Genomic DNA, 20,048 nt, shown 5'->3' with positions numbered 1-20,048 from the left:
TTCGAAAACACGTCTACGAGCATGAAGATTCATATCAAGGGTGGTCGCGTTATCGACCCGGTGGCGGGCACCGAGCATCAGGCGGATGTTTGGATCGCCGATGGCCGCATTGTCTCGATTGGCGCCGCCACGGCGCCATTTCACGATGCCCACACCCTCGATGCCACGGGGCTGGCGATCGCCCCGGGACTGGTTGATTTATGCGCGCGGCTGCGCGAGCCGGGGTACGAGTATCGCGCGACGCTGGAGTCCGAGATGGCCGCGGCGCTGGCTGGCGGCGTGACTAGCCTCGTGTGTCCGCCTGATACCGACCCGCCGCTGGACGAGCCGGGGCTGGTCGAGATGCTGAAGTTTCGTGCCCGCAACCTGGACCAAGTCCATGTGTATCCGCTCGGGGCATTGACGGTGGGCTTGAAGGGCGAGGTGATCACCGAGATGGCCGAGTTGACCGAGGCGGGGTGCGTCGGCTTCACGCAGGCAGACCGGCCGATCGTCGACACTACGGTGTTGCTGCGGGCGCTGCAATACGCGAACACGTTTGGCTATACGGTCTGGTTACGGCCGCAGGACCCGTACCTGGGCCGCGGTGGGGTCGCCGCCAGCGGACCGGTCGCGTCGCGGCTTGGGCTGTCGGGGGTGCCGGTGGCCGCCGAGACGATCGCGCTGCACACGATCTTCGAGTTGATGCGAGCCACGGGTGCACGGGTTCATCTGCAACACTTGTCATCGGCGGCAGGCCTCGAACTGGTGCGCGCGGCAAAGCGCGAAGGACTGCCGGTCACATGCGACGTCACGATCAACCACGTTCACCTGATCGACGTGGACATCGGCTACTTCGACGCTCAGTTCCGCGTCGATCCGCCGCTGCGCTCGCAGCGCGACCGCGAGGCGATCCGCGCGGCGCTCGCTGACGGCACCATCGATGCGATCTGCTCGGATCATACGCCCGTGGACGACGACGAAAAACTGCGGCCCTTCGGTGAGGCGTCGCCCGGGGCGACCGGACTGGAGCTGCTGCTGTCGTTGACGCTTAAGTGGGCGGCGGAAGAGAAGCGGTCGCTGGCACATGCGCTGGCTAAGATCACCTGTGCGCCGGCTGAGTTGCTTGGGCTGTCGGCGGGCAAGTTCGAGCCCGGCGCCACTGCGGATCTGTGCGTGTTCGATCCCGCCGCGCATTGGCATGTCGAGCCGTGTGCGCTGAAAAGCCAGGGGCACAATACGCCGTTCCTGGGCTACGAATTGCCGGCGCGAGTGCGCGCCACGATTGTGGCAGGGCGCGTCGCGTACGACAGCGGGGGCCGGCAGGCGTGAACTGGTTTTCAGTCGCATGGCGCAAGACACGGCTCATCGCGCACGTGCTGCATGGCGCATGGACGGTTGCGACGCGCTTTTCGCGCACCGACGACGACGGCCGCCGGGCATTGACGCGGCAGTGGAGCCTGCGCTTTCTCGCGCTCGCCGGCGTGCGGCTCGTCGTACACCATGACGAGCGTCGCGTCGACGCCGGCACGATGGTGGTCGGCAACCACGTGTCGTGGATCGACATCTATGTGATCAATGCGTGGCGGCCGACATCGTTCGTCTCCAAGGCGGAGGTGCGCGACTGGCCGGTGATCGGCTGGCTGGCCGCCAAGCTCGACACCGCGTTCGTGCAGCGCGACAAGCGCAGCGACGCAAAGCGGATCATGCATGAACTGGCGCAGCGACTTCGAAGCGGGCGGCCGATCTGTGTATTTCCGGAAGGCACGACGTCCGACGGCGTCGAGGTGCTGCCTTTTCATGCGAACCTGTTCCAAGCTGCGGTGTCGGCCGGCGCGCTGGTCCAACCGATTTGCCTGATGTACGAGGATGCGCACGGGCGCCAGTCCACCGCACCCGCGTATGTGGGCGACATCACGCTTGGACAATCTTTAGACGCGCTATTATGCCACGGGCCGTTGACCGTGCACCTGTACGTTGGCGCCGCGCTCGAGGCGGGTTCGCCGCGACGGGTCGTGGCCCGTGATGCGCAACGCGTGGTGAGCGATGCGCTGAGCGAGTTGCAGCAGCGTGTGAAGCCGCCGCTGACACGGCCGGTGCTGGCGCAGGCGCCGGCGTATGCGAAGCGACAGGGCGACGCGCGTTCGTGCGGTCCGGCACTGCCCGCGGCCCCGACGCTGGACGAAGAGTTGGACCGCGCCTCGCCTTGAGCGCATCAGCGTTGCTTGCCGCAGTCGACCTGGACCACGGTCCGGTGCCGTGGATCGGCGTCCAATCGTACGGCGGACAGCTTTCCTCCCCAGACACAGCCCGAGTCCAGCGCGATCACGTCGTCGCGCACCACCAGGCCGAGCGCCGCCCAGTGGCCGAACACCACCAGCGTATCGGCGCTGCGGCGCTGCGGCACATCGAACCATGGCATGAACCCAGCCGGTGCGGTATTCGGGGCGCCGCTTGCGCTGAACTCCATCCGTCCGTGCGCATCGCAGAAGCGCATGCGTGTCATGGCATTGACGATTACGCGTGAGCGCGCCTCGCCTTGCAGCGTATCGTTCCACGTATCCGGCTCGTTGCCCCACAGCGACTGCAGGAACGCTTGCCAAGCGTTGCCCCGCAGTTGCGTCTCGATCTCGTGCGCCAGCCCGAGCGCGACGCGGACATCCCAGTGCGGCAGCACGCCGGCATGCACGAGCAGCCGTTGCCCATCGTAGTGCGCAAGCGGCCGATGCCGCAGCCAGTCGATCAAGTCGGCGGCGTCTGGCGCGGCGAGGACGTCATCGAGCGTATCGCCGCGCTTGGCTCGATGCACGCCGGCCGCGATCGCCAATAAGTGAAGGTCATGGTTACCGAGCACGGCCACGGCACGGTCGCCGAGCCCGATGACACGGCGTAGTGCCGCAAGCGATGCGGGGCCGCGGTTGATCAGGTCGCCGGCGAACCACAGCGGCGTATCGGCCGCTGGTCCCAGCTTGTCGAGTAGCCGATCCAATGCGTTGCAGCAACCCTGGACGTCGCCGATGCCAATCGGTGGGGGGCTGGCGGCGTCGGGGCCGAGTCCAGCCACAGCGTGCGGCTCGACCACGTAGTTCATCGGCAGCGATTTCAGCATGCGTGTAAGCGACTTCATCAAGGGGCGGCTGAATAGACGCCAGAACACAGATCCGGCGCTCGTTTTTTAAAATAGGCTAACGATCCCAAGCACTCAATTATTGCGCACTATCATTTCGCCTGCGCCGTTAGAGCGTGAAAAAGGTTGTAGGCTGCAATAGGATCGGCATTCGCATTTTTCTGCATCGCTCAAGCGGGCAGCGCTGGTACCGTTGCTTCATGGCTAAACGCCTCGCGTAAGCCAGTAACCGTGCGTGCCGCTTCAAACCTTTTCGGGGAAGGGCAATGACAGACGAAACGCATCGGGACCCTGCAATACTACACAGGCCAGCAATGTTCGCGTCAATGGCGAGGACAAAATTTTGCCGCAGGTCAAGGTTTTGCCGGCTCTCCCTTTATAATTTACGTTTAGACATTTGTTTTCGGGCACGGATTCGGCCCGAACCGCGATAGGCGTAGCGGGCTCGTGCGCGTCTGTTGGCATCCAAACCAAAGGTAGCTCAATGATCCTTGTCACGGGAGGCGCCGGTTTCATTGGCGGCAATTTTGTTCTCGACTGGCTGCAACGCAGCGAAGAGGCGGTACTCAATGTGGACAAACTAACGTATGCCGGCAATCTTCGCACGCTGAAGTCGCTTGAAGGCAACCCGTTACATTGGTTTGCGCGCGTTGATATCAATGATCGGCCTGCACTGGATGTATTGTTTGCTCGACACGCGCCGCGCGCGGTGGTCCATTTTGCCGCGGAAAGCCATGTGGACCGCTCCATCCATGGCCCGGCACCATTCGTACAAACCAACGTGGTGGGTACATTTACGCTGCTCGAGGCCGTGCGCGCGTATTGGAGCTGCCTTGGTGCCGACGCGAGGACTGCATTCCGTTTTCTGCACGTATCGACCGACGAGGTCTTCGGGTCATTGTCGCCGGACGATCCCCAATTCTGCGAGATGACGCCGTATGCGCCGAATAGTCCATATTCGGCGACTAAGGCCGCGTCGGATCATCTTGTTCGTGCATATCATCACACGTACGGCTTGCCCACTGTCACGATACACTGTTCGAACAATTACGGCCCTTATCATTTTCCGGAAAAACTCATTCCATTGACGATCATCAGGGCATTGGCGGGCGAGCCGCTTCCTGTTTATGGCGATGGGCAAAACGTGCGCGACTGGCTGTATGTTCGTGACCACTGCTCGGCGATACGCAAGGTGCTTTCCCATGGCGCGCCTGGTCAAACATACAATGTAGGTGGCTGGAACGAAAAGACGAATATTGAGGTCGTGCAAGCGGTGTGCGACCTGCTCGATGTACTGAACCCAAAGGCCAGCGGTTCATATCGTGATCTGATTGCCTTCGTCGCGGACCGTCCAGGCCACGACCGCAGATATGCAATCGACGCGCGTAAGATCGAGGACGAACTCGGCTGGAAACCTGCCGAGACATTCGACAGTGGTTTGAAAAAAACAGTCCAGTGGTACCTTAATAACCAGGATTGGGTCAACGAAGTGCAGTCCGGCGAGTACCGCAAGTGGGTCGAGGTCAACTACACTCAACGCGCGTAATGGTCGAGGTCGTTAAGCATGACGAAAATTAAACGTAAGGGGATTATTCTTGCCGGCGGATCCGGTACGCGACTGTATCCCATTACGCTCGCGGTTTCCAAGCAATTACTGCCAGTGTATGACAAGCCAATGATCTACTATCCGCTGTCGACATTGATGATGGCCGGAATCCGGGATGTACTCTTGATTTCAACGCCTGATGACACACCGCGTTTCGAGGTTATGCTGGGAGACGGTGGACAGTGGGGGATGAACATACAGTATGCCGTACAGCCTTGCCCCGACGGTCTGGCTCAGGCGTTCATCATCGGGCGACACTTTATTGGCAACGATGCTTCGACGCTCATCCTGGGTGATAACATCTTCTATGGTCACGACCTGATGAAGAAATTGGCGTATGCCAATGCACAGCAGGAGGGGGCCACGGTATTTGCGTATCATGTACACGATCCCGAGCGCTATGGTGTCGTGGACTTCGACAGTAACTTTCGTGCGCTGTCGATCGAAGAGAAGCCGACTAAGCCTCGTTCCCACTATGCTGTCACAGGATTGTATTTCTATGACAACAATGTCTGTGATATTGCCGCGTCGATCAGGCCTTCGGCGCGCGGCGAGCTTGAAATTACCGATGTGAATTGTGCGTATCTTAACTCCGGCAAGCTCAATGTTGAAGTGATGGGACGTGGCTTTGCGTGGTTTGATACGGGAACGCACGATTCGCTCATCGACGCGGCGGCGTTCATCGCGACGCTTCAAAAGCGTCAGGGGCTTGTTGTCGCGTGTCCGGAAGAGATCGCATATCGGCTGGGATGGATTGAAGCAGACCAGTTGCGCAAGCTCGCGGCACCCCTTGCGAACAGCCAGTATGGCCAATATTTGCAAACAATACTGACGGACCCAATTGCATGGCAATCCAGGTAAGCTCCACTTCACTGCCCGAGGTCAAACTCATCGAGCCACAAGTGTTTGATGATGCGAGGGGCTTTTTATTTGAGAGCTTCAATGCACGCGATTTCGCACGACTGGTTGATGCCAACGCAGTTTTCGTCCAGGATAATCACTCGCGTTCGGTGAAAAGCGTTTTGCGCGGACTGCATTACCAGATCGAGCACGCGCAGGGCAAGCTTGTACGCGTTGTGCATGGAGAAGTCTTTGACGTCGCAGTGGACATTCGGCAAAGCTCCCCCACCTTTGGCCAATGGGTTGGCGTGTATTTGTCCGCTGCGAATCGGCGACAGCTCTGGGTGCCGCCTGGATTTGCTCATGGTTTTCTGACATTGTCAGACAGTGCCGAGTTTTTGTACAAGACCACTGATTACTGGTATCCCAAGTTCGAGCGCAGCATCTTATGGAACGACCCGGAACTGCGGATCGAATGGCCGCTACAAGGCAACCCTATTGTCGCAGCGAAGGACGCGGGTGGTAAGCGATTGAGTGACGCGGAGCTGTATGCATGACGGTCGGCGAGCAAAAACGGCGCGGCGAAGCGACGATCCTGGTGACGGGTGCGACGGGACAGATCGGCTTTGAACTGGTTCGCACAATGCAGGGCTTGGGCAAAGTAATCGCTGTGGATAGAGTCGCTTTTGACTTGACTGAACCCGATCAGATGCGTGCCGTCATACGCGCCATCAGACCCGCGGTGATTGTGAATCCAGCTGCCTACACGGCGGTCGATGCGGCGCAGAACAATCCCGGCTTAGCGATGCAGGTCAATGCGAAGGCTCCCGGCGTGTTGGCCGACGAGGCGAGGCGGGTGGGGGCTGCGATAATTCACTATTCGACGGACTACGTCTTCAACGGCGAAAAAGACTCACCGTACGTTGAAGAAGACGAGGCTGACCCCAGGAATGTTTATGGCGTCAGCAAGCTAGCTGGGGAGCGGGCGATTGCAAGCGCCGGTGCGCACCATCTAATCCTGCGCACGAGCTGGGTCTATGGCATGCGTGGCAGAAATTTCTTGCTAACGATGCTGCGTCTCGGTAAGGAACGCGATGAAATCAAAGTGGTAGCTGATCAATTCGGCTCGCCGACATGGAGCAACACCATCGCGACGCTGACCGCACATATCGTATCCCAGGCGCTAGCCGCCCACGATACGCGACAATGGTGGCAAGAGCGTTCAGGTCTTTATCACCTGACTGCGGCCGGCTCCACATCATGGCATGGTTTTGCCCAAGCCATCTTTGATGCGATAGCTCTGGAGCGTGTGCCGACTGTTATGCCGATACCCGCATCCGACTTTCCCACACAAGCGGAGCGACCCGCGAATTCTTGTTTGTCTAACGATAAGTTAGCGAGCGTGTTTGGTTTGCGGCCACCGCGATGGGATCAGGCGTTGAAGTGGTGTCTTCAATTCCATTGACAGTGCAAATCAATGTTCCACAAGTGACTCTGGCTTACAAAGTCGCTCCGTTTGATAGAAGCCCCCCAGATTTGTTCAAGGATAAGCACCCGACAAAGGCATGCCCGGGGCGTAAATTATCGCAATTAAGCTGCGCAAGGTGACCAGCGATGCGGTAAAAGCGCGGCGATGTCGTCGGTTCGGTGGATAAGCAATCGGCACGACACGCACTAGGATCTTATCGATGCCCGCACGCATATCGATCGGCTCGGTCGCCAATCAGATCTCGTCGATGCGCATTATCGCAGTCTCCCTTGCAACCACGCCGCGTCCTGCTCTTGCTGCGCGGCCACCCAACGGCGCAACAGGAGTCTACCGAACTTTGCGCGCCTCGTGTAGAACGACGCGTCACTGAATCGTGCTTCCTGTATAGCGCCTTGATCGACATGGCGGCCCCGGTTTTCTTCGAAAACTCGATGATTTGCTCTTTTGTAAAGCGCTTCTTCATGTTCGTCTTCTTCTCCAAAAACGAACTTTACTAGAGTCTGGCTGCCGCGATTTTCTGGGGTCGGGTTAGGTGCGCAACTCCACCGCCGCGATGGCCAACTGGCTCTGGGTAAGCGACATTACCTATCTAGCGGCAGTGCAGCCTTGTATCTCACTGTCGTTAGCGATCTGTCGAGTCGGCAGAGTTAGTCCATGCAGCTGCCCATGAAGGCGGCATTAGCCACTACACTGCGGTTAGTTCGGCGCGAAACGCTCGGGGTAAAATAGCAGCGCAGCACTGCGTGGAAAGGCTGCGTTGCGGCTGCCTCGATAGGGCACTTTGATTAACTTATACATTGTAGAGCTCCATGCTGATCTCCGTTTCAATTGTCACCTATCGTCAGCCGCTGAAAGTGTTGCGCAATACGCTAACAAGTCTTGGCGCTGCATTGAGACGCTTGGAAAGCCTGGAGGGATTAGCCACTCAGCCTTACGCTATGCTGACACTGGTTGATAACGGTTCAGATCTACATGCTTTAGACTATGAATCCGCACTCGCAGATTCCAATATTAAAGTTTTTGTTCTTTCTGGCCACGGTAATGTAGGTTATGGGCAAGGGCATAATCTCGCCCTTAAAGACACAAGATCGTGCTTTCACTTAATATTAAATCCAGATGTCGAGATTGACCAAGATGCGCTTTGGCGCGCAATCGCTTTCTTCAGCGAGCATGCCGATGTCGGTCTTATAGCGCCACTGATCGTCGGTGGCGACGGTAGCCAGCAATACCTTTGCCGCCGACATCCCTCCATCACCGATTTACTATTGCGTGGCTTTGCTCCTACAGCTCTTAAAAGTTGGTTTGATCATCGTCTTGCCAACTATGAGATGCGAGAAGTTATTAACGATCACGACGTCGTCTGGGATCCACCAATCGTTAGTGGTTGCTTTATGCTATTCCGTACCGACATTCTCAAGAGACTTCGCGGTTTCGATCCACGTTATTTCTTGTACTTTGAGGATTACGATTTGAGCCTGCGTACTCACGCCGTTGCGCGGATCGCATACGTGCCGTCCGTGCGCATCGTGCACCACGGTGGCGGAGCGTCGCGTAAAGGCGTTAAGCACATCGGTATGTTCGCCCAATCAGCGTTTAAATTTTACCGCCGTTTTGGCTGGAAGTGGATATGACTGGTTTCGTCGTAACAGGAGCGAATGGATTCATTGGCCGGCGGCTATGCCAAGCGTTGCTCGGGCTCGGCGGTCGGGTCATCGGGGTGGCTCGTCATGGCCAGTCTGCTTGTGAAGGCGTACATAACTGGTTGAGTGTAGGGAACGATTTTGATGGGCTGGAACGTATTTGGCCGCGTCGCGTCCGCAGCGACTGCGTAATCCATCTCGCTGCCCGCGTTCATGTTATGCGTGATGAGGCTGCGGACCCGCTTGCCGCGTATCGCGCGACGAATGTCGGCGGCACAGTTCGCGTTGCAGAAGCGGCGCGCGCCGCAGGAGCGCGCCGCTTTGTCTTCGTCAGCAGCATCAAGGCCGCGGGCGAAACGGATGGCGGTAGCCCTTTAAAGGAAACGGTCACTCCTGTGCCGGTTGATCCCTATGGCTTGTCAAAGCTGGAGGCAGAACGGGCGCTTATCACGTTCGGACACAGCACCGGGATGGAAATTGTCATTGTGCGCCCGCCGCTAGTGTATGGGCCAGGCGTGCGCGCCAACTTTTTACAATTAATGACAGCGATTGACCGCGGGATTCCATTGCCACTTGGCTCCGTCGACGCGCGCCGCAGCATGATCTTCTTAGATAACCTTGTAGACGCATTGGTGCGTTGTGCACTCCACCCATCTGCCGCAGGTGAAACGTTTCATGTGAGCGATGGCTTGGATTTGACGGTGGCACAATGGGTGCGGATGCTTTCACTGCAGTTGAATGTACCTGCGCGGCTTATTTCGGTGCCGGTGCTGATGCTGCGGATTGCGGGCCGACTTACTGGCCGCTCAGAAGCGGTTGAGCGCCTAGTAAACGACTTGCGACTTGATATATCGCATATCAGCAAAGTTTTAGGATGGCGTGTTCCATACTCCATTGAAGAAGGTTTGTTGAAAACCGCTATGTGGTATCGAGAAGCTCACTGAAACGGATGTCTCCTGTGCAAGTTTTGAAACTCCCCCCTTTAGAGGCGTGTGTGCTGCTCGCCGTGGCCGGGCTGGTCGCTGTGGCTGCCATCTTAGCTTACTTGCTCCAAACCGGCCTTGCATGGCGTCTTGCCACAGACGTGCCGAACGATCGCTCGCTACATAGGCGGCCGACGCCACGCGTCGGGGGATGGGGTATCGTTCCTGTCGTGGTGTTACTCATCTGGATGAGCGCACCAGAGCTGTGGATGCCGACCGCAGCGGCGGGTTTGCTGGCGGCGCTGTCACAGATTGATGATCGGCGCGGCTTACCTGCTCGGATACGTTTCACTGGTCATTTGATTGCGGTGGTGTCGTTAGTGTGTGTTTATCGGATGCCTGTCCCCTGGTGGGCGCTGGTGCTCATGGCATTCTTGCTGTTGTGGTTAGTCAACCTTTACAACTTCATGGACGGTGCAGATGGTCTCGCGGGAGGCATGGCGTTATTTGGATTTGGCGGCTATGCATACGCAGCGCTTTCCGTCAACCATCCAGACGTACAACTTGCTGCCGCGAGCGCAGTGATCTCCGGTGCTGTAGCAGGTTTTCTGCTTTTCAATTTCCACCCGGCCCGGGTCTTCCTTGGCGACGCCGGATCGATCCCGCTGGGGTTTCTTGCTGGAGCGCTGGGCTATTGGGGATGGAGAGGTGGAGTCTGGCCTGTGTGGTTTCCGGCGCTGACATTTGCACCTTTCATTGGCGATGCTTCTGTGACGCTGCTGAAGCGGTTGTGGCGTGGCGAGCGATTTTGGCACGCCCACAGAGAGCATTACTATCAACGAATGGTGCGTTCGGGGTTGGGACATGCGACTACGGCGCTAATTTGGTATTGGGTGATGGTGGCTGGCATAATGCTTGCCATTGTCGCTTTGCGGTTTACCCCCCTCTATCAGTGGATGGCAGTGTTCGGCTGGGCGCTGGTGCTCGTCACGATAGGTTATTGGGTTGACCGGCGTTGGCGGAGCTATGTAGCCAAGTCTACTCTTCCTGAAGGTCTTGACGCCGATGATCAAACTTAAAGTCTCATGGCTTTCGATCAGTGCTTTTGCATTTGATTTATGCTCGGTTGCGTTGGCCTGGGCCTGCGCCTACATCATCCGGTTTAATGGAGCGGTTCCGGACGATTTTCGCACCGGCGCGTTGTATGCACTGGTTTGGGTGTTGCCGCTGTATGGCGCCATGTTTCGACTGCTTGGCCTATATCGCGGCATGTGGGTGTTCGCAAGCTTGCCAGACCTTGTGCGGATCGCCAAAGCGATCTGGTTTGGCGCCGTGTTGGTGATGATTGCGTCCGTGATGATCCAGCCGGCTCCTATCATTCCTCGATCTGTGTTAGCTGTCTCGCCGATGTTGCTTTTTCTGGGAATGGGCGGCGCTCGTGCGATCTATCGTGCAGCAAAGGAATTTTATCTATACGGTGGGCTGGTTGGCCAAGGCAAACCAGTTTTTGTATTGGGAGCGGGTAATGCGGCGGCAGGTATTGTTCGTGAGCTGAAACGGTCGGGGGAATGGCGGCTGGTTGGCCTGTTGGATGACGATCCTGTAAAGCACGGGCGTGAGCTTTACGGCTACCAAGTGCTTGGGCCTATATCGGAATTGAAGCGGTTTGCGACTGAACTGAAGGTGGGGCACGTTATCATCGCAATTCCGTCTGCGTCGGTCGATGCGCATCGACGTATCGCGACCGCATGCGTGCGAGCAGGGGTCCAAGCCTTTGTTCTGCCGAGACTGACTGCATTGACTCGAGGTCAGTCCTCGTTGTCCAGAGTTCGTCAAATCGATCTAGAAGACCTGTTGGGACGCGATCCGGTGTCAATCGATACCGCGCATGTCGAAGCGTTATTGAAGGGCCAAGTGGTGATGGTGACTGGGGCTGGAGGATCGATCGGGGCGGAATTGTGCCGGCAGATCCTGCGCTTTGGTCCCGCTCAATTGATTGCTTTAGACCTGTCTGAATATGCGATATACCAACTCAACGAAGAGTTGCACGACCATTATCCAGACGTGTCAATCAAACCGGTAATCGGTGACGCCAAGGATTCGTTGCTGATAGACCAGGTGATGGCCAGGTACGCGCCTCATATCGTTTTTCACGCCGCCGCATACAAGCATGTCCCGCTGATGGAGCAGCTTAACGCATGGCAAGCAATACGCAACAACGTGCTCGGCACGTATCGCGTTGCCAGCGCCGCGATCCGGCACAAGGTGTGCCGTTTCGTGCTGATATCAACCGACAAAGCCGTCAATCCAACCAACGTAATGGGGGCCAGTAAGCGGATGGCGGAAATGGTCTGCCAGGTGTTGCAGCAGAGCACGAATACGACCAAGATCGAGACAGTGCGCTTTGGCAACGTGCTGGGCAGTGCGGGCAGCGTGATACCGAAGTTCCAGGAACAGATTACGCGTGGCGGACCGGTGACCGTCACACATCCAAGCATTACGCGCTTTTTCATGACGATCCCGGAGGCGTCGCAACTTGTCTTGCAGGCATCAAGCATGGGTCAAGGCGGGGAAATCTTCCTGCTCGATATGGGCGAACCCGTGTGTATCGTCGATCTCGCACGCGACCTAATCCGCCTGTATGGCTTCAACGAGGATCAAATCAAGATCGTTTTCACAGGCTTGCGGCCGGGCGAGAAGTTGTACGAAGAGTTGCTCGCCGACGAAGAAACGACGATCCGCACGCCGCATCCGAAGCTGCGTATCGCGAAGGCGCGTGAGGTACCTGCGAATTTGCTGAATGCGATGCTGCCGTGGCTGATGCAGCATCGCGTGCCGTCCGACGATGAAGTGCGCCGGGATTTGCGGCGCTGGGTGCCCGAATATCAGCCCATGATCGGCGCGCAGTTGAGCAGCTTGCCGCTTGAGACGGCCAACAAACTAACTGGAGCGGCCTAGGTGTGAAACTTCAATACTATTGAATCCAGAACTCGTCCAAACTAGGTTTGGAAACTGGAAGTCGTCAAGCACTCAGACTCAGGATTACGCTACTTTCGATTGAACAAGGCTGATAGAAGGCATTGCCGTGGAGGGCAGGATGGCACACTATATTCGCCCGGGATCCACGACCTTTCTCCAATCCTTATGACCAGTTCCAATGAGATACCCGAAACGATCGCTGCGGTCGGTGCAGAGCCAATGAATGACGCCACTCGGCCACTGATTTCAGTTCTTCTCATTGCGTTCAACCAAGCCGCCGTAGTGGCTGATGCCGTTCGCGGCGCGCTTCAGCAGACCTATTCTCCGCTCGAGATTCTGATCTCCGATGACTGTTCGAGTGACGATACGTTCGAAGAGATTCGCCGCGCGGTGAAAGGTTACTGTGGACCGCACCGGATCATTTTGAACCGCAACGAACGCAATGAGGGCATCAGCGCGCACTTGTCAAGGCTTGCCCGCATGAGCTCGGGTGAACTGCTTGTTGTCGCTGCCGGTGACGACGTGTCGCTGCCAAACCGTTGTGAGGTGTTGTGCGACTACTGGTTGTCGCAGGGCCGTCGCCCTGACCTGATTGCGTCGGATTTAGTCGATTTTGACAACGCGGGCGATGCTCACGGTCGATTGAGTCCAACTGACCTAAGTACCTATCGTTCCTTTGATGACTGGGCGAGGCATCGTCCATATGTCGTCGGCGCGGCCCACGCATGGTCACGCAGATTGTTCGACCGCTTTGGCGATATGATGCCGGGTGCAATGGCTGAAGATCAGATCATGACGTTCCGTGCGATCATGTCAGGTGGTGCGCGCAGTTTGCGTGAACCGCTTGTGATGTACCGGCGTGGAGGGCTGTCGCGCAAACGCCGCTGGGCAAGGGTCGAGGAATTTGTTGAGCGGATTCGATTGACTAATCGCTTTGCGATAGCAGAAGTCACACAGTTACTCAAAGATGCTGATACGGCTGGGGTGGGTGAACGGATGCGTGTAGTGTTGCTGAGCAAGCTAGCTCGGGAGAATTACACGAATGCAGTGTTTGAGACGCCAACGCTCGTGCGCAAAGTGTTGTTGCTTGTCAGTTCGAGTAGAGTAAAGATTGGCTTTCGTGTCCGGATGTTCTTATATGCTGTGTGCCCAGCCATCTATTCCCCTTTTTTTGCAATCAAGCGCTTGGCGGTGCGATGGCGAGAGGGAGATGGAAAGAAATGAGATGCGGCTGGTGTCCGGCACCAGCGTCCCCATAGGAAAGGGGAGATTTGGCCGAGAAGCATTTGTTGTCGTGTTGCCAGCGATCGATAGTTTGGACGCACTGGCGATTCCCAAGCATGCACCATAATAATAGAAATAGTTAAGGTTGCGGTATTAACCGCGTGCTTCCACTACAGTGTGCCGGCCAGCTCTCTCTTGCGGCTCGCAATCGTCGCGAGCAGCGTGGCTGAGGTCAGCGCGAAAAACGCCGCATTCATCACGATTGGCAGCACGTCAATTGTCAGCCCGAAAATGATTGTGCTGCCGATTAGCGTAAGCCCGAGATAAGCCGCGGTGGAAATGGTCGCATCATTGTGCTTGCGTTCGCGCCAGAATGATTGGAATGTTCCGACGTAGAGCAGCAGCAGCAAAATCATGCCAGCCGCGCCCACTTCCGCAAGCATTGAAAAAAACTCGTTATGGGCATGCTGGTTCGCGATGAAACGCGGCGTCTCGCCGCGATCAGCCAGCGTGATCAATGCTGGTTCCAGTTGCCCCTTGCCGACGCCGAACAGCGGATGCTCGACAAATAACTGAAGCGAGGCTCGCCACAGTTCAAGCCGTTGTCCGGTCGAAGTTCTGACTTCTCCTTGCTCGAACTTGCGCAGGTCGGTGCCGATTGCGTCGAAGCGTTCTCGCACCATCGACGTCGTACTGGCAACTGCAAGGCAGCCGAGCAACAGGGCGCCCAGTGCGATGCGCGAGCGCGTAGAGGAGATCCAGTGGCGGCCGCTGACCGTCATCCAGATGAGCCAAGGCAGTGCGATCCATCCACCTCGCGAACCGGAAAGATAGGACGCCAGACATCCGGCGAGTAGCGCCAGTACCTTGATCGCCAACTCCGCACTGCCTACGCGCTTGCCCCGCTCGATGGACGCGAGTGCGAGAAAGCCGAGTAGCAGCGCCGTGTCGCCAAACGGAATGGGGTTAGTGAACGGGTTGCCGAGGCGGCCCGGTTCATATGCACCGGGATTGGCCAACACGTATAGCGCCCAGACGCCGGTAAGCAGTGCCCCGGCCACGAAACCCCATTCAATCCGGCGCAGCCAGCGAGATGGCATTGAAGCAAGAAATAGGAAGCTGGGGATGACGAGCACTAGCCGTAGCATCGGATCCAGCGCCGCAAGTCGGCCTTCGTGCAATACCAGGACCTGGAATGCAATGACGAGTGGCAATGCGGTCATGCCGGCAATGTAGAGCCGATACGTACTTAGCAGTTCGGCCGCGTGGCGCCGATTGTTCGACGAAGCCAGATGTACCAGGGACAGAGCAAAAACGACAAAGAAACAATAACCTGTGCCTCCTTTCATCGACAACATCAACGTTGGCGAAAGAATGATCGCCGCAGTGGCGATTAAGGTGAGGAATCGGTTCCGCTGCATTAATACAGTTGCTATGGTTTGCTCTTCAATGCCCCCGGGCGGGGGCATTCTGGATGCTGAGTATGCCAGGCACTTTGAACGCAAGAGCTTCCATTATAACTGCTGCCCACGCGACGCGACGATCGGCGGCATTAACTTATCTTAGTACAACATCCCGCAAATAGATTTAATAATTATCAGGCTGCAAGTACGGCTGCGGCAGCAAGACGATCCCCCGGCCATCTCGTCAAGCGTACCGGTGCCTGGCAGGGGTTCCTAACGATAGAACGGCTTGAGTAGGGCTGAAGAGCAGCAGTATGCGTCGCGTGCTAAACCGCGGCGCAGCAGGCCGCGCCGCGGTTTCTGGCGTGCCTCATGATGCAGTCATCCGCACGGGTATTGAGCATCAATACGATGTCCTTCTCGTCACTGCTGCTGGTCATGAATAGCACAGCAGACGTCGGCGGCAGCGGGGCGGGACGGTGAATGCTTGCATTTGGTGATTCAATGCATCAAACCAGCCAGCGTGCCGCCGCGTCATCGGGAAACTGTCCGTATTTTCAGTAGCACTCCGCAACGAATCAGTGTGGGCGCTTGCGAAACACGAGCCAGCGGGGGGCCTTAAAGCGCACGATGCTCACGTACAGCCACACATAGGTTGCCACGAATAGCACGACAAAACAGAACAGGTGGACGGTGTGCCGCCAGAACAACGTTGCCGGGATCACAGCGATCAAGCAGAGCAGCCACAGATAAGGCGAGGTCAGCGAGTTGCGCCGGGTCAACTCCCGTGCGGTGCGCGCGCCGACCATCCAGCGCATCAGCCGCTTGTAGACGAGCATGTGCAGATGCACGCCGTCCGGCATGCCGGGCGATATGCCGCGCACGAACCGCTTACGGTAGATCGAGAAGCAGACCTCGAAGATCGGATACATGAACAGCAGCAGCGGATACCAAGCGGAAACGTCGCGATTGCGCATCACGAGTAGGATGGCCAACTCCGCCAGCATGAAGCCGATGAAATACGCGCCGCCGTCGCCCAGAAAGATCAGTCCGGCTGGAAAGTTCCACAGAAAGAAGCCAATGATCGCCCCCATCATGACCAGTGAGCCGGACAGCACGATCGGGTCGTGGACTTGGAATGCGACATACGCAAGCGAGGCGAACATCATGAAGCCGACCATCGAGGCGAGCCCGTTGAAGCCGTCGATGATATTGATCGCATTGGCCAGCCCGGCGACCGCGAGTACTGAGATCACCGCGGATACCCACGGATATGCGAGTGCAAAATCCAGCCACGGCACGCTGATACGGGTAATGGCTGCGTCAAGCAGCCAATACGCTAGCGCCGCGGCGACCATCGTCGCGACGAGCCGTGCCAAGGGACTCACGCGCTTGGTCAGGTCCTCGATCAGCCCGGAGGCAAACGCCGGCAGGCCGCAGGCGGCCAGCAGCAGAATGCTATCAGCCACCAACGGATACGCGCCGCGCAACTGCACGGCGCCGCCCGCCAGCCCGAGCAGGATACCGACGCCGCCGATGCGCGGCACGGGCCGGACATGGAATTTCTGCACGCCCCGCAGATCGGTATCGGTTGACAGGCGCTGGTGCGTGTTCGCGTAATGGACGATGACGAGCGTGACCAGCAGCGAAATCAAGAAGGCAATAGCGAAGCTAAGCATAGATGCCGCGTCTCCTCGCAGCGCTTAGGCGTAGCCATTCGGGTTGTTCGCTTGCCAGCGCCAATGATCCGCGCACATCCTTTTGATGCCGTGCTCGGCGCGCCAGCCGATGACCCGCTCGGCCGCCGCTGGATCCGCATAGCAGGCCGCAACGTCGCCGGGGCGGCGTGCGACGATCTCGTACGGGACCTCGCGACCGCTGGCCCGCTCGAAGGCGCGCACCACATCCAGCACGCTATAACCTTTGCCGGTGCCCAAGTTCACGGTAAAACTGCGGCCTTGGTCGAACAGCGTATCGAGTGCGGCAAGGTGTCCGCGCGCGAGGTCGACGACATGAATGTAGTCGCGCACGCCAGTGCCGTCCGGCGTGTCGTAGTCTGCACCGAAGACTCGCAGGTGCGGCAGCTTGCCGACGGCCACCTGCGCGACGAACGGCATCAGATTGTTCGGGATGCCGTTCGGGTCCTCGCCGATCAGCCCGCTCTCGTGGGCGCCGACCGGATTGAAATAGCGCAGCGTGGCGACCTTCCAACTGGCATCGGCGTGTGCCAGGTCGCGCAGAATCTGCTCGGCCATTAGCTTCGTCTGGCCATAGGGATTAGTCGCGGACAACGGGAAGGACTCGTCGATCGGCACGCTTTGTGGCACGCCGTACACGGTGGCTGACGAACTAAACACGATGTGCTTCACATCATGCTCATTCATCACGCGCAGCAGCGCTAGCAGGCTGTCCAAGTTGTTCGCATAGTACTCCAGTGGCTTTTGCACCGATTCACCGACCGCCTTGAGCGCGGCAAAGTGAATCGCCGCGCGGATCGGGCGATGTTTGAACACTTGTCCAAGCGCGCGGTCATCGCGCGAGTCAGCCTGGTGGAACTGAACCGTTTTGCCGGTGATCTGCTCGACGCGGTGTACCGCGTCGACCTTGCTGTTGACCAGGTTGTCGACTACCACGACGTCGTAGCCTGCGTTGAGCAACTCGACGCAGGTATGCGAGCCGATGAAGCCCGCACCACCAGTGACCAGGATCGTGCCTTGATTCGTCATCGTTGTCCTCATATTTGACGCGCGCGCGCACGGAACAGTACGCGCTTGATGGATTGCAATACTGGGTACGGTGTCACGCAATGCAGCAGGTTCTTGCCCAGGCCGAGCCACCAGTAGGGATTGGCCGCCTCGAAGTAGATAAGCTGCAGTCTCAGCGTCGAGATGATCTGCGTGCGCCGCTTTGTAGCACTGATACCGCCTTCGTTCAGTTCGTAAACCAACCCGACCTCGGGCAGGTTCGCGCACTCGTGCGTGCGCATCAGCCGCAGGAACAGGTCCAGGTCCTCGGCTGCGCGGTACGCCGTGCGATAGTTGCCGGCCTGCCGGACCGCGTCCACGCGCAGCATGACTGCCGGGTGGATCAACGCGGTGCGCGCAAAGCGCCGCCGCCGTATGTCGGTCGGCTCGCTCGGCGGGGCCAATGTGAACAGCGGCGCACCGTTGCGCGTGGTGGCCTGCGCCCACATGCCGACCGCGGCCACGCGCGGATGCGCGTCCAGATAGGCGGCTTGCTTCGCAAGCCGGCGCGCACAGGCAAGATCGCCGGCGTCGATACGGGCCGCGTAGCGCACCGCGCGTGCCGCCAGCGCATCGATGCCGGCGGCCAGCGCCCGTTCGATCCCGCCATTGCGCGCCAGGCGCAGGACTTCGACCGACAAGCCATCGATAGCGGGCACACTGATCGGCGGCGTGCTGCCGTCGTCGACGATCAGCACGTGCACCGGCGCTGGCTCTTGAAACGAGCAAAGCGTGCGCTCCAGGTCGAGCTGGCAATTGTAGGCGGGAATCAGCACGCTCACGCCCGCAAGCGCGTCGTGATTAACCTCGTTCATGGCTTGAGCTTGAGCCGGATATAGTAAAAGTTTACCGCGGCCGCCGTGATGTAGCCCGCGGCCAGTCCGCCTAGCGCGCCGCGTGCACCGAATGCCGGGATCAGTACGAAGTCCAGCGCGAGCGCGACGGCCAATGCCAGCACCCATTTGGCCAGCAAGACGAATTTGGCCTGGTATTTGAGCACGACTAGATTGCCGATCGCTTCGACGCCGGCCGGCACAGACAGCCAGACTGCCACGCGCAGGATTTGCACAGCGCTGTCGAAACCGGGGCCGAACACGGTCCGCACGACCAGGCCCGCCGCTAGATCCAGCAGCAGCGCGCCGGCGCTCATCAGCGCCGCTGTCATCCACAGCAGCCGCCCCATATTGCGTCGTAGCTGCGTTACGTCGGCGACGCGATAAACGAATGCTGGCGCGAGCGTTTGCGCAAGCATCAGCGCGAGCGCGATCCAGTTCTCATTCAATTGCTGTGCGGCTGCATAGCGGCCCAGTTCGGCAAATGACACGTAGCGCTCCAGCACCAGCCGGTCCAGCTTCAGGAACAGGTACATGCAGGCAAGTCCGAGCCAAAAGACCGTCCCGGCGCTGCCGAATGTGCGCAGCAGCGCGCGTTCCACACGCCAGTCCAAGCGGCCGTGGCGCGCGCGATAATAGATGAGCAGTACGGCGGCGACGATCGCTGCCTCCGCCGCCCACAGCCATGCGAAGCCAGCCGCCGACGCGGCGACGTGCACTAGCAGCCAGACGCCGCCGGCTTTAGCGAGCGCGGTGACCATGCTCGTGATCAACTGTGGCTTGGCATAGGTGATGCTTTGCAGCCACGAATTGACCACGCCGACCAGTGGCTCGCGCAGCAGCATTGTCACGGCCAACGCGGCCAGTATTGCGCCGACGGTCGGCTCGGTCAGCCCGGCGGCGATGCCGGCCCACGTCAGCGCGAGCGCGAGTGCCGATACCGCAAAGCGCAGCGCGAACGCACTGCCGAGGATCGTGCCCAGCCGCTGCTTGCCGCTGTGCACGATCGTGGGGACCAGGATTTCGGCGCCGCACACCCAGGTCAGCGGTGCCAGTACGAGTAGCAGCGTGTTGGCGTACTGCCACTTGCCGAACAACTCCGCGCCGAAATAGCGGGCGAGCAGGCCGCTAATCAGAATCGCGACTCCGATTTGCGTGAGCCGCTCTAGGCCGAGCCAACCGAGGTTGGCGAGCGCGCGGGCGACATCCGGATTGTTCTTGATTCGGTTTAGCATGCGCCGGCGGGGCGGAAAGTACGCGT

At 58.7% G+C, this 20,048-nt stretch carries 17 protein-coding genes; 11 read left to right on the top strand and 6 right to left on the bottom strand.

All coding sequences use genetic code 11. From position 1 onward, the window contains the following. Positions 1–21 precede the first annotated feature (21 nt). The gene (locus tag KQH60_RS11920; protein ID WP_237576645.1) at positions 22–1,311 is read left to right on the top strand and encodes a dihydroorotase; all 1,290 of its coding nucleotides are present in this window, start codon (positions 22–24) and stop codon (positions 1,309–1,311) included. Beyond that, the gene (locus KQH60_RS11915) at positions 1,308–2,189 is read left to right on the top strand and encodes a lysophospholipid acyltransferase family protein (RefSeq protein WP_237576644.1); all 882 of its coding nucleotides are present in this window, start codon (positions 1,308–1,310) and stop codon (positions 2,187–2,189) included. Before KQH60_RS11920 ends, KQH60_RS11915 begins: the two co-directional genes overlap by 4 nt. Positions 2,190–2,194: 5 nt before the next feature. On the opposite strand, the gene KQH60_RS11910 is transcribed toward KQH60_RS11915, so the two are convergent. After that, positions 2,195–3,070 carry a symmetrical bis(5'-nucleosyl)-tetraphosphatase gene (locus KQH60_RS11910; protein WP_237576775.1) on the bottom strand — a complete coding sequence of 292 codons (876 nt, stop codon included), beginning with the start codon at positions 3,068–3,070 and terminating at the stop codon, positions 2,195–2,197. Positions 3,071–3,590: 520 nt separating this feature from the next. Here KQH60_RS11910 and rfbB point away from each other — a divergent pair. The 9 genes from rfbB (at position 3,591) to KQH60_RS11865 (ending at position 13,807) form a co-directional block, all read left to right on the top strand. After that, positions 3,591–4,652, top strand: a complete 1,062-nt coding sequence (gene rfbB / locus KQH60_RS11905; RefSeq protein WP_237576643.1) for a dTDP-glucose 4,6-dehydratase — start codon at positions 3,591–3,593, stop codon at positions 4,650–4,652. Between the two features lie 27 nt (positions 4,653–4,679). Then, a complete protein-coding gene (gene rfbA, locus KQH60_RS11900) occupies positions 4,680–5,573 on the top strand; it encodes a glucose-1-phosphate thymidylyltransferase RfbA (RefSeq protein WP_237576774.1) in 894 nt (297 codons plus the stop codon). Beyond that, entirely contained in the window at positions 5,558–6,109 is a 552-nt protein-coding gene (gene rfbC, locus KQH60_RS11895; protein WP_237576642.1) for a dTDP-4-dehydrorhamnose 3,5-epimerase, read from the top strand. Before rfbA ends, rfbC begins: the two co-directional genes overlap by 16 nt. Beyond that, positions 6,106–7,017, top strand: coding sequence for a dTDP-4-dehydrorhamnose reductase (rfbD, locus tag KQH60_RS11890; protein ID WP_237576641.1), 912 nt, complete (start codon positions 6,106–6,108; stop codon positions 7,015–7,017). The genes rfbC and rfbD overlap by 4 nt, the downstream gene beginning before the upstream one ends. 833 nt (positions 7,018–7,850) lie before the next feature. Next, positions 7,851–8,672 carry a glycosyltransferase family 2 protein gene (locus KQH60_RS11885; protein ID WP_237576640.1) on the top strand — a complete coding sequence of 274 codons (822 nt, stop codon included), beginning with the start codon at positions 7,851–7,853 and terminating at the stop codon, positions 8,670–8,672. Further along, positions 8,669–9,625, top strand: a complete 957-nt coding sequence (locus KQH60_RS11880; RefSeq protein ID WP_237576639.1) for an NAD-dependent epimerase/dehydratase family protein — start codon at positions 8,669–8,671, stop codon at positions 9,623–9,625. Before KQH60_RS11885 ends, KQH60_RS11880 begins: the two co-directional genes overlap by 4 nt. A gap of 23 nt (positions 9,626–9,648) precedes the next feature. Continuing rightward, positions 9,649–10,683 carry a glycosyltransferase family 4 protein gene (locus KQH60_RS11875; RefSeq protein WP_237576773.1) on the top strand — a complete coding sequence of 345 codons (1,035 nt, stop codon included), beginning with the start codon at positions 9,649–9,651 and terminating at the stop codon, positions 10,681–10,683. Next, positions 10,670–12,562 (top strand): nucleoside-diphosphate sugar epimerase/dehydratase, encoded by a 1,893-nt coding sequence (locus KQH60_RS11870; RefSeq protein WP_237576638.1) that lies wholly within the window; start codon positions 10,670–10,672, stop codon positions 12,560–12,562. The genes KQH60_RS11875 and KQH60_RS11870 overlap by 14 nt, the downstream gene beginning before the upstream one ends. 186 nt (positions 12,563–12,748) lie before the next feature. Further along, positions 12,749–13,807 (top strand): glycosyltransferase, encoded by a 1,059-nt coding sequence (locus KQH60_RS11865; RefSeq protein WP_237576637.1) that lies wholly within the window; start codon positions 12,749–12,751, stop codon positions 13,805–13,807. Between the two features lie 170 nt (positions 13,808–13,977). Here the strand turns inward: KQH60_RS11865 and KQH60_RS11860 are convergent, their stop codons facing one another. From KQH60_RS11860 to KQH60_RS11840, 5 genes are all read right to left on the bottom strand, one after another. After that, positions 13,978–15,156, bottom strand: a complete 1,179-nt coding sequence (locus KQH60_RS11860; RefSeq protein ID WP_237576636.1) for an O-antigen ligase — start codon at positions 15,154–15,156, stop codon at positions 13,978–13,980. Positions 15,157–15,788: 632 nt separating this feature from the next. Beyond that, a complete protein-coding gene (locus KQH60_RS11855; RefSeq protein ID WP_237576635.1) occupies positions 15,789–16,889 on the bottom strand; it encodes a glycosyltransferase in 1,101 nt (366 codons plus the stop codon). Positions 16,890–16,913: 24 nt separating this feature from the next. Continuing rightward, positions 16,914–17,936 (bottom strand): UDP-glucose 4-epimerase GalE, encoded by a 1,023-nt coding sequence (galE, locus tag KQH60_RS11850; protein ID WP_237576634.1) that lies wholly within the window; start codon positions 17,934–17,936, stop codon positions 16,914–16,916. Between the two features lie 8 nt (positions 17,937–17,944). Beyond that, positions 17,945–18,769, bottom strand: coding sequence for a glycosyltransferase (locus KQH60_RS11845; protein ID WP_237576633.1), 825 nt, complete (start codon positions 18,767–18,769; stop codon positions 17,945–17,947). Then, a complete protein-coding gene (locus KQH60_RS11840) occupies positions 18,766–20,022 on the bottom strand; it encodes an oligosaccharide flippase family protein (RefSeq protein ID WP_237576632.1) in 1,257 nt (418 codons plus the stop codon). The genes KQH60_RS11845 and KQH60_RS11840 overlap by 4 nt, the downstream gene beginning before the upstream one ends. Between the last annotated feature and the right edge of the window lie 26 nt (positions 20,023–20,048).

Origin of the sequence: Mycetohabitans sp. B8, from assembly GCF_021991875.1 — a bacterium.
GTDB lineage: Bacteria > Pseudomonadota > Gammaproteobacteria > Burkholderiales > Burkholderiaceae > Mycetohabitans.
The sequence above is the reverse complement of the archived record's forward strand: the minus strand, read 5'-3'. Positions and strand labels throughout refer to the sequence as shown.